The 17,271-nt window shown below is 24.6% G+C and carries 15 protein-coding genes and 1 tRNA gene; 7 read left to right on the top strand and 9 right to left on the bottom strand.

All coding sequences use genetic code 4. The features are described from left to right. Positions 1-273 precede the first annotated feature (273 nt). The 4 genes from LQ356_RS00195 to LQ356_RS00180 all read left to right on the top strand — a co-directional run bounded on the left by LQ356_RS00195 (position 274) and on the right by LQ356_RS00180 (position 3,570). Positions 274-735 (top strand): hypothetical protein, encoded by a 462-nt coding sequence (locus LQ356_RS00195; protein WP_405311679.1) that lies wholly within the window; start codon positions 274-276, stop codon positions 733-735. Between the two features lie 223 nt (positions 736-958). Beyond that, on the top strand, positions 959-1,237 hold the full coding sequence (locus tag LQ356_RS00190; RefSeq protein WP_405311677.1) for a hypothetical protein: 279 nt from the start codon (positions 959-961) through the stop codon (positions 1,235-1,237). Positions 1,238-1,394: 157 nt separating this feature from the next. Beyond that, positions 1,395-2,417, top strand: a complete 1,023-nt coding sequence (locus LQ356_RS00185; protein ID WP_405311675.1) for a hypothetical protein — start codon at positions 1,395-1,397, stop codon at positions 2,415-2,417. A gap of 133 nt (positions 2,418-2,550) precedes the next feature. Next, positions 2,551-3,570, top strand: a complete 1,020-nt coding sequence (locus LQ356_RS00180) for an IS30 family transposase (protein WP_405311318.1) — start codon at positions 2,551-2,553, stop codon at positions 3,568-3,570. Between the two features lie 208 nt (positions 3,571-3,778). On the opposite strand, the gene LQ356_RS00175 is transcribed toward LQ356_RS00180, so the two are convergent. The 3 genes from LQ356_RS00175 to lepA are packed head-to-tail and all read right to left on the bottom strand — an operon-like array spanning position 3,779 to position 6,709. Beyond that, entirely contained in the window at positions 3,779-4,003 is a 225-nt protein-coding gene (locus LQ356_RS00175) for a YneF family protein (RefSeq protein WP_405311674.1), read from the bottom strand. Between the two features lie 2 nt (positions 4,004-4,005). Beyond that, positions 4,006-4,902, bottom strand: a complete 897-nt coding sequence (locus tag LQ356_RS00170) for an MSC_0882 family membrane protein (protein ID WP_405311672.1) — start codon at positions 4,900-4,902, stop codon at positions 4,006-4,008. Between the two features lie 7 nt (positions 4,903-4,909). Then, complete coding sequence (lepA, locus tag LQ356_RS00165; RefSeq protein ID WP_405311670.1) at positions 4,910-6,709, bottom strand: translation elongation factor 4; 1,800 nt, start codon at positions 6,707-6,709, stop codon at positions 4,910-4,912. A gap of 128 nt (positions 6,710-6,837) precedes the next feature. Between lepA and LQ356_RS00160 the strand changes: the two genes are divergently transcribed. The 3 genes from LQ356_RS00160 (at position 6,838) to LQ356_RS00150 (ending at position 9,957) form a co-directional block, all read left to right on the top strand. Then, positions 6,838-6,927, top strand: a tRNA-Ser gene (locus LQ356_RS00160). A gap of 59 nt (positions 6,928-6,986) precedes the next feature. After that, complete coding sequence (locus LQ356_RS00155; RefSeq protein ID WP_405311669.1) at positions 6,987-8,315, top strand: C1 family peptidase; 1,329 nt, start codon at positions 6,987-6,989, stop codon at positions 8,313-8,315. A 139-nt stretch (positions 8,316-8,454) separates the two neighbouring features. Continuing rightward, complete coding sequence (locus tag LQ356_RS00150) at positions 8,455-9,957, top strand: hypothetical protein (protein WP_405311667.1); 1,503 nt, start codon at positions 8,455-8,457, stop codon at positions 9,955-9,957. A 42-nt stretch (positions 9,958-9,999) separates the two neighbouring features. Here the strand turns inward: LQ356_RS00150 and LQ356_RS00145 are convergent, their stop codons facing one another. Genes LQ356_RS00145 through era form a run of 6 tightly spaced genes read right to left on the bottom strand, consistent with a single transcriptional unit; the run spans position 10,000 to position 17,270 of the window. After that, entirely contained in the window at positions 10,000-11,607 is a 1,608-nt protein-coding gene (locus LQ356_RS00145; RefSeq protein WP_405311665.1) for a hypothetical protein, read from the bottom strand. Between the two features lie 13 nt (positions 11,608-11,620). Further along, positions 11,621-12,469 (bottom strand): ABC transporter permease, encoded by an 849-nt coding sequence (locus LQ356_RS00140; protein WP_405311664.1) that lies wholly within the window; start codon positions 12,467-12,469, stop codon positions 11,621-11,623. Then, positions 12,462-13,331 (bottom strand): ABC transporter permease, encoded by an 870-nt coding sequence (locus LQ356_RS00135; RefSeq protein ID WP_405311662.1) that lies wholly within the window; start codon positions 13,329-13,331, stop codon positions 12,462-12,464. Before LQ356_RS00135 ends, LQ356_RS00140 begins: the two co-directional genes overlap by 8 nt. After that, entirely contained in the window at positions 13,318-14,682 is a 1,365-nt protein-coding gene (locus tag LQ356_RS00130) for an ABC transporter ATP-binding protein (RefSeq protein WP_405311661.1), read from the bottom strand. The genes LQ356_RS00135 and LQ356_RS00130 overlap by 14 nt, the downstream gene beginning before the upstream one ends. 9 nt (positions 14,683-14,691) lie before the next feature. Beyond that, positions 14,692-16,383 carry a hypothetical protein gene (locus tag LQ356_RS00125; RefSeq protein ID WP_405311659.1) on the bottom strand — a complete coding sequence of 564 codons (1,692 nt, stop codon included), beginning with the start codon at positions 16,381-16,383 and terminating at the stop codon, positions 14,692-14,694. Beyond that, positions 16,383-17,270: a GTPase Era gene (gene era, locus LQ356_RS00120; protein WP_405311657.1), complete on the bottom strand. Its 888-nt coding sequence runs from the start codon at positions 17,268-17,270 to the stop codon at positions 16,383-16,385. Before era ends, LQ356_RS00125 begins: the two co-directional genes overlap by 1 nt. Between the last annotated feature and the right edge of the window lies 1 nt (position 17,271).

Below are 17,271 nucleotides of genomic sequence, written 5' to 3'. Positions count from 1 at the left end.
TCTTTAAAAATAGAGTAAGTATTTTTTAATTTGCTAGAAATTTTATTGAATAAAATCAAAAAATATGATTTTCCATGAAACAAATTATTAAAATTTAATAAATTTTAATTATAATTTTAACTATGTTAAAAGTAAGTCAAGATATATATATATATATAAGTTAGTTTCAAATGTGATCATAATATAAAGTCAATTTTTAATTTTAGGAATAAGAAAGCTTATTTCTCCTTTTTATTTTTAACATGTTTTATTTATTTCATAGGAGAGAAAAAAATGAATTACAAGAGAATGAAAAATAATGCATTAAGTTTTATTATTCTATATTTTTTGGCAATATCAATGTCGATATCATTAATATTTTTTGTATCAATAACGCAATTAGTAATATTTCTTGCTATTAGCTTGACTTTATATATTTTAAATATTATTCTTATTGTTGATGCTTTTAAAATAGGTAATAATACAGTTGGAATTTTATCTATAATTGGAATAACTATATTACCTTTACTATCACTTATAGGTGCTTTTATATTTTGTTCTCATATAAAGAATTTTATTAGAAGTCAATATGTTTCAAAAAATAATAGTGTAAATGATTACTATAATGATATTAATGATATGCGTAATCATATCCCAATTCCTAAGAGTAGTTCTAATACAGAGTATACTCCTAATTCTGATTCTTCTAGCTCCGAAGACATTTGAGATATAAATACAAAATTTGAATGAGATTAAAAGTAAACATAAACAAGAATAAAATAAAAAATATTATTTTAGCAATATTGATAATGCAATTAGTTTGCTTTTTCTTAGATATTTTTATAAGATTAACATTATGAATTTATCCTCAACTTGATTTATTGAAATACCTAATTAAATTGCTGAATTAGTTATTTTTTGCTACAACAATATTTTTTTAGTAATTACTAATAAAAATATTGATATTAAAAAAGAGAGAATGATAATATTGATATTTTTCATAATAAGAGAAACTCATATATTTATTTGAACAATACCTACATTGTTAAACATTCTCGCAAAAATATTTGGCATTTATCATTTTAACTTAGATTTAACAAGAATTGACGAATGAGTCATTGTTCTTATAAAAAATATATTTTTAATTGTTATTTCAACTTTTTTTATTATTGTTTTGCTTAAAACTAATAATTTATCTAATGAAAATCTTAATAAAGATAATACACCAAGTAATTTTAATAATAATGATGGTGTATAATAATTGTGTGTTAAAAACAAAATCAATAGACATGTTTCATATATATATATATATATATATAAGTTAAATTTCAAATATAATAATTTGAATTTATTTTTCTATTTATAGGAATAAGAATAAAAGAAATATTCCTTTTTTTGTTTTACACGCATTAATTATGGAAGAAATAAAAATTAAAAAAATACGTAATTTTGCATTAGCGTCAATAATAATAAAATTTATCGACATATTAGTTACAATTGGATTGATTGCTTGATTTATTATTTTTAATAAACAAATAAAAAACCTAAGTGGATATGAATACGACTTAGAATCAGCAAACAGAATTTGATATGCATTTGCAATTAGCATTCCTCTTCAGTGGTTTTTTGTATCAATTCTATTATTTGTACCAAATGCATTTTTTGCTTATCGTAAATTAAATAGTCAAGTTGGTATTCTATGCACAATAGGAATATTTGTGCCTATTGTTGGACTAGTTGGAGCATTTCTGTTTTATTTTTATGATAAAAAAGCTTATGAAAATGAAAAATTTGAAAATAAAATTAATAGACAAAAGACTACAATTTGACATGAAAGATCGTTTCGATGAAATAGAGAAAATCAAGAAGTTGATATAACTGATGATAATAAAAGTGAATATACTATTGATAATAATGAAAATTATTATGATAATGTATCAAATGAAACTAAAACAGGAGGCATAAATATGGCTACTAATCAAAGATATAGTAAAATAGGCAAGATAGTATTGTCTATACTAATACTACAATTAATATGTTTTGTGATTGATGTTTTCTTTAGATTTACTATTAACCCACGATTTTTAAATCTTGAAATTTTAAGATATTTAACAGCTATTATGCAAGTTGTTGTTTTTGGGCTAACTATTGCTTTTTTAACAAAAAGTAATAAAGTGAATGAAATTAAAACAGAAAGATTATTAGTGCTTATATTTTTTGTTTTACAAGTATCATATGAATTGGTATGTTCATTACCAATAATATCAATTAAATTATTGAAAAAAATTGATTCTACTCTATCAAACAGAGATACTTTGGAATATATTATTGATAAATATCCATACACAACAATTAATTCAATGTTTGTAATAGTAATATCAACTTTTTTAGTTATTACGTATGTTAAAACTAATGCATTAGCAAAAAGTTTAAATTAGAACCAATTTTAAGAAGGCATCGTAAGTCGATGCGCTACATTGTAATATCAAGTGCAACACTATGAGATAATTTATAGAGTTGCATTTTTATATAAAAAAAGAGCAACCATTTTGCTTCAGAAGGCGGTTACTCATGATTAATAATTATAATCATTTAAATTATACCAATAGAATTCTAATAAAAGAATATTTAAGTAAAAATTACTCAATTAGGAAAATATCTAAAGAAATTAAAAAAAGTCCTTCAACAATATCACGAGAAATCAAAAGGAATTTTGATTGCTTTAATTTAGAATACAATCCTGAAATAGCTGATAAAAAAGCTATGACTAGGCATAAACACAAGTTTTATTTTTGAGATCGTCATATATATGAAAAATATGAAGATTTTACCAATCAATTTGTAGCATTATATGATGGTAAAAAATGAATGGTTGAAAATACTTATTTTTATATTAAAAATAATTTTAATTACCCTATCCCTTCGCTTAAAACAATTTTTAATTGGATAAATTCAGGAAAATGGGCTATACAACGGAAAGAATTATTGCGAAGATATTATAAAAAGGGCGGAAAAAGAGCAAATACAAATATAATTGATAGACTAGTTGGCGCTAAATATGTAAAGCCAATTTGAACTCGTCCACAAGAAATTAATGATAGATCTGAGTTTGGTCATTGAGAATTAGATCTTATTTGTGGCAGAAATGTTCGTGGGGCATATCATATCATTACATTTGTTGAACGAAAAACTAGATTTTGCTATACAGCAATGATAAAGGGAAAACATCCAGATAATTTAAATAGAATTCTTTCTAAACTTATAGGTTCCAACAATATTCCTGTTAGATCAATTACAACTGATAATGGATTTGAATTTAGAAAATTAGGGTTATTAGCTTATAAATTTGATATATGCATATATTTTACAGACAAATATGCATCTTGGCAAAAGGGAAGCAATGAAAATTGAAACGGTTTATTTAGAAGATATTTTCCTAAAGGAACTAATTTTGATGAAATTGATCCTGAATACATTAAAGAAGTAACATTAGAAATTAATTATAAACGTAGAAAAATATTGAACTGAAATTCTTCATTAGAATATTACAAGGAAAATTTAATTGAAACTTACAATAAGATTTTTGAATAATTATTAATATTTAATTTAAAAACACTATGTGTTTATTTTTAACATATTTTTTTACTTTTTTTAATACATGAATTTTTGAAAAAAGATAAAATAAAATATGAAGCACATAGTGTTGCACTTCATATTACTTTCTAGCAGGCATCGTAAGTCGATGCTTTTTTTAATTATTTTTTTGATAAAAAAATCTCCTATTAAAGGAGATTAATTATTATTTAGCATTTTGCATAGAACGCATAACTTGTCTAATTTGAGCTTCACTTGCTTTTCTACCCATTTGTGCAAACATTACACGAATCATTTTTTCAGTAATAGGAGGATTTTCTTTTAATTGTTTTTCATATTTTTTCTTTGTGAAAAATAATCCACCAAAAAATCCACCAATAGCTGCCAATATAGGTAAAATTACTAATAATACTATTCCATATGTAGGCATAATTATTTTCCTCTCCAAACTGTTTTTTTCAATATTATATAAATTATAAATGGTAATACTAGAATTAATAAAATACTTATTAAAAATATTTTTGCATAAAATTTATGAGCCTTAGATTTCTTTTCTTGTAGTTCATTATAATCCATAACTTCGTTACCAAAGAAAGATTGTATGTCTACGGTTCTTTTTTTACGAAAGATTGTAAATGAAATATGTAATGCTAAAACTGCAGCCATTATTCCACATAATATATAAATAACAAGTTCAGGATTTGGAAATGAATTATGAATCCATTTTTTAAAATCTAAGTGTTTTCACTTAACATCTTTAAGTCCTCAAAATATTAAAGTAAATATCCCTACATAAAAAATAATTGCAACAACTAGTCAAGTTCTTCTAACTTGTTTAAGAATTAATTTTCTATATAATAAAGTTATAAAAGGAGGGGTTGATATAGCGCCTAACTTTATACTATCACGATAAGCAACAACACTTCTAGATATACCTATTAACTCAATTAGTTCAGTAGTCATTAAATAAAACGTTAATACTATTGCTATTGAAGGAATGATATATCAACCTCATTTTATTTTTTCATTATTTGCAGTGTTAATAAAAAGAGAAGGAGAAGTTATAAATAGTGTAATAAAAATTGCAGATATTATAAAAATAATTAGAGAAGAAATAATAGAAGCTAATTTAACAGATTTTTCTAAACTAAATACTTTATAAATTCCATTAGGAATTATTCCTTGAGGATCTTTTAAACGATTTTTATCTTTTGTTGATAATGCTTTAGTTTGTAATGTTTCATATGCTAAACGATTAGCAACTGTTTCAGTGTTAAAGTCATTATTTGTGTTCAAAGATTGTCCACTAATTATTGGTTTTAAACTCATATAGTATTTATTCCTTTCTCTTTACATCTGTTTTTAATATTGCTAAAAATGCTTCTTGGGGAACTTCTACTGTTCCGATTGACTTCATTCTTTTCTTACCTAATTTTTGTTTTTTAAGTAATTTTTGTCTTCTTGTTACATCTCCGCCATACAATTTTGCTGTAACATCTTTTCGATATGCTTTAATTGTTTCTCTTGCTATAATTTTAGCACCAATTGCGGCTTGAACGGGAATTTCGAAGTTTTGACGTGGAATAACTTCCTTTAGTTTTTCAGTTAATTCACGACTTTTATTGTAAGCAGAATCGCGATGAACTATCATTGCTAATGCATCAATTTTTTCTCCATTTAATAAAATGTCAACCTTTACTAAATCACTTTCTCGTAAACCAATATGTTCATATTCAAATGAAGCATAACCTTTAGAATAACTCTTCATTAAGTCAAAAAAATCAAATATTGTTTCGTTTAGTGGCAATTCATATATTAATCTTCTTCTAATTGAATCAATATATTCTATATTTACGTATCTACCACGCTTTTGTTGACAGAGTTCCATTATTGCGCCTAAATATTCTTCAGTTAAAAATATACTTGCTCTAATGTAAGGTTCCTCAATCATTTTAATATATGTGCGATCGGGAAACAAAGAAGGATTTGTTATATATTGAACATCTCCATTTGTTAAAGTTATAACAAATTCAACAGACGGAGCAGTTGCTATTATGTCTAAATTAAATTCTCTTTCAAGTCTTTCTTGTAGAACGTCCATATGAAGTAAACCTAAAAAGCCTATTCTAAAACCAAATCCTAATGCTTTTGAAGTTTCAGGTTCTCAAATTATTGAAGAATCGGACAAACTTATTTTTTCTAAAGCATCTTTTAAATCATTATAATCACGTGTATCAACAGGATAAAATCCTGTATATACAACGGGATTTAATTTTTTATATCCAGGTAACGGTAGACTAACTTTATTATTAAGTAAAGTAACTGTATCTCCGATATGAATATCCTTAACATCTCTAATTGAAGCGGAAATTCAACCTACTTCTCCAGCGCATAATTCATCTTTTTTAAATTCATAAGGATTTTTAACACCAAGTTCTGTAACTGTATATGTTTTTTTAGATTGCATAAAATATATTTCATCACCAGTTTTAACTTTACCATTAAAGATTCTAACTAAAACAACAACACCCCTATAATTATCAAAATAACTATCAAATATTAATGCTTCCAAAGGTTTTGAATCATCTGCCTCCTTAGGTGAAGGAATTTTATTAATTATTGCTTCAACTACAGCTTCAATATTTTTACCAGTTTTTGCTGAAATTAATATTGCATCTTGAGCATCAATTCCAATAATATTTTCAATTTCTTTTTTTACACGTTCAGGATCAGCAGCTGGTAAATCAATTTTATTTATAATAGGAATAATTTCAAGGTTATGTTCCATTGCTAAATAAACATTAGCTAAAGTTTGAGCTTGTATTCCTTGAGTTGCATCAACCAATAATAAAGCACCTTCACAAGCAGCCAAACTTCTACTTACTTCATAAGTAAAATCGACATGACCTGGAGTATCAATTAAATGAAAAATATAGTCTTTATATTTTATTTGGACTGCATTAAGTTTAATTGTAATTCCTCTCTCTTGTTCTAGATCCATCGAATCTAAAATTTGAGGTTTGCTTTCACGCTTTGTTATAGTGTTTGTAAACTCTAAAATACGGTCAGCTAAAGTGCTTTTACCATGGTCAATATGAGCGATAATAGCGAAATTACGAATTTTTGATTTTTCCATATCTATTTTTACAATTATATTTTAAATAGTTTAATTTCTTATAAAAATCATTTTTGTATAATTGTGTTTTTTGGAATATTTATTATAATAAATAAGCTAAAAAAATATTTTATAATAATTGAGAAATTCGATGGTTGCTCGAGAGGCTGAAGAGGTTAGTCTCGAAAACTAATAATGGTGCAAATCATTCAAGGGTTCAAATCCCTTACCATCGGCCATTTTTTTATATTTATAGTAAAATTACATTGCAATATTATTTATTTTAGAAAGGATTTTTATGGAAAAAATTATTACAAACAAATTGTTAAAAGATTTTGAAAAGAGATATCAAAAAAATATTAATAATAGAATTATTGAAAATTCTATTATTAAAAATGGAATAAGGATGTCATCGTTAAATAATGATGTAGTAAAAAAACATAATTTTGAATTTTCTGTAGAAACAAAGTTAGGAGCAATTACTAATCAAAAAAATAGTGGTAGATGTTGAATATTTGCATCTCTTAATATGGCTAGACTTTCAATTATGAAAGAATTAAATGTTGAAAGCATTGAGCTTTCACAAAACTATATTGCATTTTTTGATTATTTAGAAAAAGCTAATAGATATTTAAATTTTATAGTTGAAAAAGGCCTATCACTTGATATAAATGATCGAATGTTTTGTTATTATAATGATTCACCAGTTGATGATGGAGGATATTATGAATGATTTAGTGATTTAATCAAAAAATATGGAATTTGCACTAAATCTGCTATGCCTGAAACTTTTCAAAGTGAATCAACCTCAAGCATGTTTAAAGAAATAAATTGAAGATTAAAAGCATATGTTGCTAAAATGAAATTTATTTTTAATGAACAAAATAAAATTACTAGTGAAATTGAAGAACTAAAAGAAAAAGCTTTAGAAGATGTATATAACATTTTGGTTAAATCTTTAGGCATTCCTCCAAAAGAATTTACATTTGAATATCATGATAAAGATAAGAATTATCATTTGATTAATGAAACACCAACAAGTTTTTATGAAAAATATGTTAAAAATACTCTAGAAGACATGATAACAATAATTTCGGATCCAAGAGAAAAATATCCATATAACAGATTATTACATAGTAACTATGTAAAAAATATGTATGAAGGAACTGGAATAAACAAATTAAATGTATCTATTGAAGTTCAAAAACAAGCTATCAAAAACTCACTAAAAGATGGCAACGCCGTTTGATTTGGATGTGATGTTGGAACATATTCAGATAATAAATTAGGTATTATGGATAATGATTTATTTATAACCGATTTAACTTTACCTAAAATATTAAGTTTTACCAAAAAAGAAAAATTTGAACTTAGAGCTTCATTTATTAGTCATGCAATGAATTTAGTTGGTGTTGATTTAGACAAAAATGAACAACCAATAAATTGAAAAGTTGAAAATTCATGAGGTGATGAAGTTGGTAAAAAAGGTATTTTTTCAATGAGTGATGCTTGATTTACTGAATATAACTATGAAGCAATAGTGAATAAAAAATATTTACCTGAAGAAGCAATTAATGGATTAAGTGAAGAAGCTATTGAACTAGAACCTTTTGATCCAATTTGCTAATATATCAAAATCATAAAATAAATTGAACTCATATTCTTGAATATTTCTCGGATGTGAGTTTTTATTCACAAAAATTTTATTAAATTCTTTACAAATAAAATATAATTAAAGGGTAATAAAAATTGTAGAAAGAAACAATATGAAAAAAAATATTAAATTGGCTTTGTTAAGTTTTATTCCTTTAACTATGCCGTTAAGCACAATAAGTTGCAAAGATCCTAATGCTATAAAAAAATATAAAGATATACCTGAAGATTTAATAAATGAGGTAAAAAATAACTATGATATTTTTTATGCAAAAAAATTAGAAAATAATAAATTAAAAACAACTTCATATGAAGTTTTAGATAAGTTAAAAAAGGCAAATAATAATCTTAAGAAAATTGAAGAAATTATTTCTCCATATGCATATCTTAATTTTAAATATATAGATCAAAAAAAATATAATTATGAATTAGATATCGAAAAAACTAAAGCATTTTCAAATACTTTAAAATTGGTTTTTAAAGTAACCAATAGAAAAGATAATATATCTCATAATGTTGAATATGAATTAAAAAATTTCAAAAAAGATGTTTCTAATGTTAATAGTCATATTATTGGGAAAACTAAATTTTATGAAACTGTAACTGAATTAGGCGAAGCAATTTCATCTAAAGAATTTATATCTAATTTCAAAAAATATGGTGCTAAATATAAAGATGATGTAGAAAAACAACTTGAATATTTTAAAAAATATTGTCAAGTTGATGATGATTTTGATTTTACAAAATACGATTTAGAGTTTGATTTGAAAACTTTGCATGATCATGGGCCTTCAAATATTCACATTAAAATTAGATATAAACTAAAAACAGAAAACGAATGAAAAGAAGAATACTTTTTTGTTTATGGATTTAATTCAAGCACTAAGAATTATGAATTCTCACTTGAAGCTAAAAAAGAAGCAAATAGTATTAAATCATTAGAATTTTTAAATTTGTTAAAAACAAAAAAGACTTGAGATCAACAAAAAGAATTGATTAAAAAATATTTTAATTTTATAGAAGAAGATGATTATAAATATTTCGATTATGAGATTGACTTTAAAAATACTTATATCCCAAAAAGAAAAGTTTCATATGAGGATCCTGAGCAAGGGTGAAAAACAGTTGAAAAAGAATTAGATGATGAAGAAAACACTAAATATTTTTTAAATTTAGCAATCAAAAAAATTGATAAATTTGATAAAACCAAATATAAAATACTAAATTTCTCCTTAAACGAATTTGGTAAAAATACTTATTTAGGCTATTTAGATTTTAATGAATTAAAAAATGATACTTCTTATTTTAATATTTCAAATAATGAATTAAAAAATGAACTTAAAAAAGAAGACTTTAAAAAATTAAGTAATGAAAAACAAATTGAAAAACTTGTTTCACTTTTAAATAAAGGTTTTGAAGACAAAGATAAACCTGTCAATATATTAGAAAAATTAAAAGATAAATATGAAATGCAAATTGATCATACTTTTGATATTGAAATTGGTAAATCTTTATATTTTACATTCACGTGAACTAAAATTAAGTTTTTATTAAAAAATAAAAAAACTGGTGAAGTGTCTGAAAAAATTATGACTATTAATGGGCTAAATTATTAAAGATAAAAAATAGACTTTGTTAAATAAGCCTATTTTGTTTTTTTATGATTTTGTTTTTTCATAATAATAAGAAGCTATTTTTGTTCTTAAATTTGAATCAATTATTGGATAAGTTAAAAGTTTATAATCATTATTTTCTTTAGGTTGTCGATAAATATCTAAAGCTTTTTGATCATTCCTAAAATATCATTTTTCAATAAATTTAAAAGTTATATTATCAGTTGGTGTATACGATATATAATCAAAATTTAGTATTTCTCCAATATTTGAGTTTGAAAAAGTTTTTGAAAATATTGATTCAAATAAACCTGCATTTCTAAAATTTAATATTTCATCTTCATTTTGGATATCGTTAGATTCTAATAAATTTATAAATTTATTTACTTGTTGAAATGCTTCTTCTTTTGTTAAATTATTTTCATTTTCTAATCTATTAATTTCATTTTTAATGTCTTGATTTGTTATGTTTTTTCTCAATTCATTAAAAAAGTTTAGAGTTAATTTTTTTAATAAATTATCATAAGAAGAATTTACATTATTAAGGGAATATATGTTTTCACGCAATACATTTAGGAATTTATTAGTTTGTTCATTGTTTAAAGTTTTTGAAACAACTCAACCATCCATCAATAAATAATTATTTTTGGGGCGTATAAATCTAATCATTCCCTCTTTTGAATTCGCAAAATTATCTTTTGAATAGTATGCATCTAGTGCATCTCCGTTATACAATATAGAAGCATCACTTCTTTTTTCTTTAGGTTCAATTAAATGATTAACAAGTTCAAGACCATCATTTGTAAAATAGTTATATTCGGTGTTTTTAATTGAGTGTTTACTTGTTTTTTCAACAAAGTTTACAAAATCATCTATAGCCTTTTTATAATTAGTTTCATCAAAATAGTTATAGTTTTTATTTTTGGCGTAAATAGATCCTAGCATTAAGTTATCATAATATGCATTAGTTCAACCAAATCTTTTATAGTGATGTTCTTTAAGAATATTAATTATTTCATCTCAATCTAAATTTTTGTTTTTTAATTTAGATTCAAGATTTTTAGTGTCTAAGTGTTGTCTAAAATCTTTATTTAATGTATATGCAATACCTTTGTCTTGAGAATAATAAGGAACTATATATTCATAAAAATGATCAGGTTTATTATCACCATCAATATCATATTCAGTAGCATTTAGAATTTTTGCTTTAGGATTTTTAACTTGTTTGTTTTTAATTTTGTTATAGATTAATTTATCAAATTTAAGCATGTGTTCAACTATTTCTTGTCGATATAATAATTTTCGTTTATTTCAATCATTGGCACCGTTACCATAAATTTGTGTAAAATCAAGTTTTTTAATTTTATTATCAATAATTAATTGTGCAGCTTGAAAATCTGAGCCAACACCTGCAATTGCTCTTTCAGCATTTAGAGCTTGAGAAAATTCATTAATTTCTTTAAATTCTTTGTAGTTATAGTTTTGTTTAATTTTTTTGATTATTTTAGGAGATAAATATGATTCATAATTGAATATGCTTGGACGATATCCGTTAGAAAATTTAGTAGTAAAAATTCATGAAAATAATGCAATTAATGCAACAAAAATTGGGATAAAAATAAAAAGTATTCTTCAAAAAAATTTTTTGTTCAATTCATATACCTTCTTAATTACTTTTGATAATATTATTTTTTTGTTGCGCAATAGTTTTCTTCATTTTTATATTTTCGATTGATTTATATGTAATGTAAATTGAATTTCCTAATATTACTAATATTAAGGATATAGCACCAATTGCTAAAGATCATGCTTGAAATTGACCTTCATATAATTGAGTTCCTAATGTTTCTGTATTTGAAACAATTCTAGTAATGACAAAATCATCGAATGACAAAGCCATTGTGATAACAAATGTAAAGCCTATACTTCCTAACATATAAACAAAATAAGTTTTAAATCAAGTTTTGAATTTTGAATATCCTAAATCTTGGCTTGCCTCAAAAATATTTTTTGAAAATTTATCACTTTTTGGGAGCATGATTAAGATGCCGTAAGGCAAACACATAACTGAATGAGCAATTATTGCGCGGAAGAAACCCTCTTTAGTAGCTTTTAATGTTCCAATAAAAATAACATTTAAAACAATTGCAAGAGTAAGTCCTGTAATAACATCTGGATTAATTAATGGTATATTTGATGTAGTCTGTACATAGTTTCGGCTTATTTTATTTTTTTGCCGTCAAAGCGAGAAAACAGTTAGTAAAGATAAAACTATTACTATAATCGAAGTAGCAAACCCTAATAAAAAAGAGTTAACAAATGCAATACTATGAGATTTTGAAAATAATTCTTTATAGGCTTGTCATGAAGTTCTATTTCAAGTTGTTACTGAAAAAACCCCTTTTGCTGAAGGTTCATTAAAACTATAAATTACACCAAAGAAAATAGGAATATATAAAAATAATAAAATAGCAACTAAATATGAATGTTTTAAAATTGATTTAAATTTATTCATACATTCCTCCTTGTTTGTGTTTAGAAATTAAATATGGTATTCCATATATTAAGCCATATAAAGATAATAATATAATCATAGTAATTATTACTAGAGTAGAAGCTGTTGAAACATCAAAAGGATTTGCAGTATTAGCAAATTGATTTATTAAGTTCCCAATTAGTTGCTTTTGGCTTCCATTTGGCAGCATCTTATCTGAAATTATGATTGAAGTTGCTGACATCATAAGAATAATACCAAAACCACTTAATATTCCTTTGTGTGCATAAGGAATAATTACTTTTATTAGAGTTTTAAATTTTGAATATCCTAAATCTTGGCTGGCTTCAATAATATTTTTTGGCATATCCTTTAAAATTTGATATAGTGGCATTACCATAAATGGTAAGTAAAGATAAACCATTCCAAAAATCATAAATGCATAATTATTAAGTCCGTTTTCATCGAATATAGCTGAAAATAAACCTCGAACTGCTAATGCTTTTGAAATAGTAAATATTGCCATTGGGCTTAATATTAAAGAGAGACCCAATATTTTAATAAGAGTTTTGCTCTTAGATAATATATAAGCATATGGGAATCCAATTAAAAAAGATATAAAAGCTGCAACAAGTCCAGTTCAAATTGAGCGAAACATGATTTTTCAAGTTTGACTTTTTCCGATTATTTCTCAATTTTCAAATTTTGCTTGGCCTTGAATTGGCTTGAAAGCATAAATGAAAATTAATATCATAGGTAAAATGATAAAAATAAGTGAGAATAGTAAATAAGGGATAATTAAACTAATTTGTCATTTAGGGGCAGATTCTATTTTTTTAAATGATGATTTATTTTTAAGCTTTACTTTATTATTTAATGTCATTATCGGCCTTTTCGTATTTTAAATCTTTTTTCATTAAGTGAATAGAATCTAAATCTCAGTCTAAAAATATTTCTTGGCCTTCATCATATTTGTAAGGTGTTTCTATCAAGATATTCTTACCATTTACGTTTACGTCGTAGTTATAATAACTACCACCATAAGTTGATTTAGTAATAGTTCCTTTAAGTTTGGCTTTAGAAGCAAATTTAGTTATGTTTATATCTTCAGGCCTAATTAAAGCGTCAACTTCTTCATTTTCTTTAAATTCAGTATGAATAGTATCAAATGTTTTGCCTAAAAATTTAACTTTATTTGCTTTCAAAAATACTGCATCGAAAAAGTTGGAATCACCAATAAAGTTAGCTACTCATTTATTAACTGGATAATCATATAGTTGCTTAGGATCAGTAAATTGTTCAACTTTTCCATCTCTAATAATGGCTATACGGTCACTTAATTGTAATGCTTCATTACGATCATGTGTAACAAAAATAAATGTTAGTTTTAGTTTTTGTTGAATATCACGAAGTAATCTTTGCATTTTTTCCCGTATCTTAGCATCTAGTGCACTTAATGGTTCATCCAATAATAATATTTCAGGTTCAATCACTAATGATCTTGCAAGTGCAACACGTTGTTTCATTCCTCCAGATAAATAATTAACATTTTTCTTTTCGTTTCCAGTTAAACCAACCAAATTCATAATATTTTTAACTTCAATATCCATTTCTGTATTTGAAATAGGGCGAGTTAAATATCTTTTTTCATACGCTTCAGTTTTTAGGTCTGAATAATTTTCTCAATATGAGTATTTAAAATCCATATTATCAATTAAACTTTGATATTTTTCACGTTTACTTTCTGGAAGTTTTTCCTTTTTGATAATGTTAGTATATTGATTCATTTGCATATCAAGTTTTTTCATTTTTTGACTTGCTTTTTTGTTTCATATTTTTTGCTTCGCAGCTAAGTTTGAATAAAACTTCTTAGGAATATTTTCAAGAGGAATACGTTTCAAACGCAAACCATATTTAATATTATTTTCTACGTTTAAATGCGGAAATAAAGCATAGTCTTGAAAGATAGTTGAAACGTCGCGTTTATGAGGGCTTAAATCTTTAATGTCTTTTCCATTAAATTTAACTTCACCACGTGTAACTCATTCAAATCCCCCGATAATACGCAAAATCGTTGTTTTTCCAGACCCTGAAGGGCCTAATAGAGTAATAAATTCACCTTTTTTGATGGTTAAATTAACATCGTCTAAAACTAATTTATCATCAAATTCTTTAACTATGTTTACAAGTTCGATTATTGGTTGTTCAATTTGTTTGTTGTTTTTTTTATCCATTATTATTCCTTATGATTTAGTTTTGCTGAAGTAATAATCATTAATTGCAGTTCTTAATTTTAAATTAATTGGCTGATAACTTTGATGAATTATTTTAGTTGGATCATTTGATATAGTAAATATATCGCGAGCTGTTTCATCATGAGTTAAATCATCTTTTAAAAAGTAATGTTCACGTAAAAATTGGTTTAATAGCTTAAATCCTGTTGTATAGTTAACTGCATCAAAACTTTCAACAGTTGGTGCAAAATTAAATGAATCTTTAAAAGTATCGTAATATTTATTAAAAAAGGTTTTATCAATATTTTGAATATTCTTTGGTTTATTAACATCATTATTTTCAAATAGATGTTTTAGATATTCTTGTTTTAATGAGTGATCATTTGTCATTAAGTTTTCATAAACCTTTTTAAAATATTTTAAAATGAATTTTTCTTTTTCTCAGTTATATCCATGAAATACATATTTGTTAAAGAAATCCATAAGTCTATCAGTTTCTTTATCACTTACATTATTCGAAACAATTCAAGCATCTAAAAGCAAATAATTATTTTTTGGTCTTTTATATTTAATTTGCGGTTTATTCAAAACTCCAAAATTATCGTTAGCATAATATGAATCTAATGCATCGCCGTTATACATAATTGATATATCGGGTTTAGTTGGTTTAGGTTCAATGATATCATTAACAAGTTCAAGTCCATCAGTAACCAATTTATTATAATTTGGATCTTTAATACTTTTTCCAGTTGCTTTTTCAACAAATTCAATAAAATAATCAATTATTTCACGATAATTTTCAAGAGTTAATGGACTAACTTTATTATTTTTATCAATATATTGTTTTAATCCTTGTTCCTGTGCATAGAATTGTCCAATCATAGTATTATCTAGGAAAGAATTTGTTCAATTAACTTTTTTATAATTATGAATTTTATTAATTAATTCTTTCATTATATCAAGTCAGTTTTCTTTATTTTTCATGTCTATTGTATCTATATTTGTTAGATGAGGGCGATACTTTTTATTTGTATTATAAGCAATGACTTTATCTTGTAATAAATAAGGAACTAAAAATTCATAGAAATAATCTGGTTTACTCAAGTCTGAATCAACTTCAAATGCGATAGGTTTTTTTGTCCCTTTAGGATCTCATCTTTTGCCATCTTCATCAACAAGATAAGGCATTGCTAATTTTTTGCTATTTAGTCCTGAACCAAACTGTATCTTATTTTCAGGATTTATTTTTTTTATTTCATCGATAATTTTTTTGTGAAATTCATCCAAATGCTTTTGAAGTATATCTTCATAAAAATGGTAAACATAATCTTTGTAAGTTCGATATTTGGTTTTGTCATATTCTTTACCGAATACTTTTTCAAGATTAACTTTTCTTAATTTTCCTTCGATAACAAGTTGAGCGATTTGATGATCAGAACCAACTCCTGCAACTGCTTTATTTGAGTTAATTGCTTTTGTGAATTCATTGATTTCACCAAAAGTATGATATGAATATTTTGTTTTAATTTTTTGGATAACATTTCTACTTAAGTAAGATTCATAATTATAAATACTTACTTTATATGGATTAACTATTTTGATTGCTAAAATAAGCGCAAAGATAAAAAATAAAAATACTGTTAATATTGACAGTAAAATTATTCTAGTTTTATGAGCTCCAAATTTTCAAGATTTTTTCACTAATACCCCATTTGTTTTATTTTTGTTTCATCATCTACTCAATTTTCATTGACTTTTACACTAACATTTAAATATACTTTGTGATCAAATATTTTTTCCATTTTTTGGCGTGCATTCATTGAAATTTTTTTAATCATTTGTGCACCTTTACCAATTAATATTCCTTTTTGAGATTCCTTTTTAACATATAAAATAGCTTGAATATTATAAGGAATTTGTTCTTTTTCACTCTCAATAAATTCTGTAATTTCTACCGCAATAGAATGTGGTAATTCATCATATAAATATTGAAGTGCATTTTCTCTAATTATTTCTTTAGCTATAAAGCGCATTGGAACATCTGTGAATTCATCTTCTTCATATAAGCATTCGCCGTCATATGCATAATTTTTGATTTCATTAATAACATCTTTATATGTTTGGTCATGTTCAAACCCAACCCCTAATATTCTTTTAAATCCCAATTCTTTTAATTGATTAACTTTTTCTTCAAGTATATCTTTATTTTTAATTAAGTCTATTTTTGTTATTATTCCAATAACATTGTTAACTTGAGCATCTTTAATGCGATGCAAAATATATTTATCACCTTTACCAATTTCTTCATTAGCAGGAAATAAAAACATAACTAAATCCGATTCTTCTAAAGCCTGATATGATTTTTGATTAAGTTTCTCAGATAATAAGTTTTTACCTTTATGTATGCCAGGAGTATCTAAAAAAATAAATTGGCATTGATTATCATTATATATTCCTCGAATTTGATCACGTGTTGTTTGAACGTGTTTAGAAATTATTGATAAATCATAATTTATTAGTTTATTTAGAAGTGAACTTTTACCGACATTTGGTCTACCAATTAATGTAACAGTGCATATTTTTTTCATT

This window comes from Metamycoplasma faucium (genome assembly GCF_045160055.1).
Lineage (GTDB): Bacteria > Bacillota_I > Bacilli_A > Mycoplasmatales > Metamycoplasmataceae > Metamycoplasma > Metamycoplasma faucium.
This window is presented reverse-complemented; position numbering and strand designations above follow the sequence as displayed.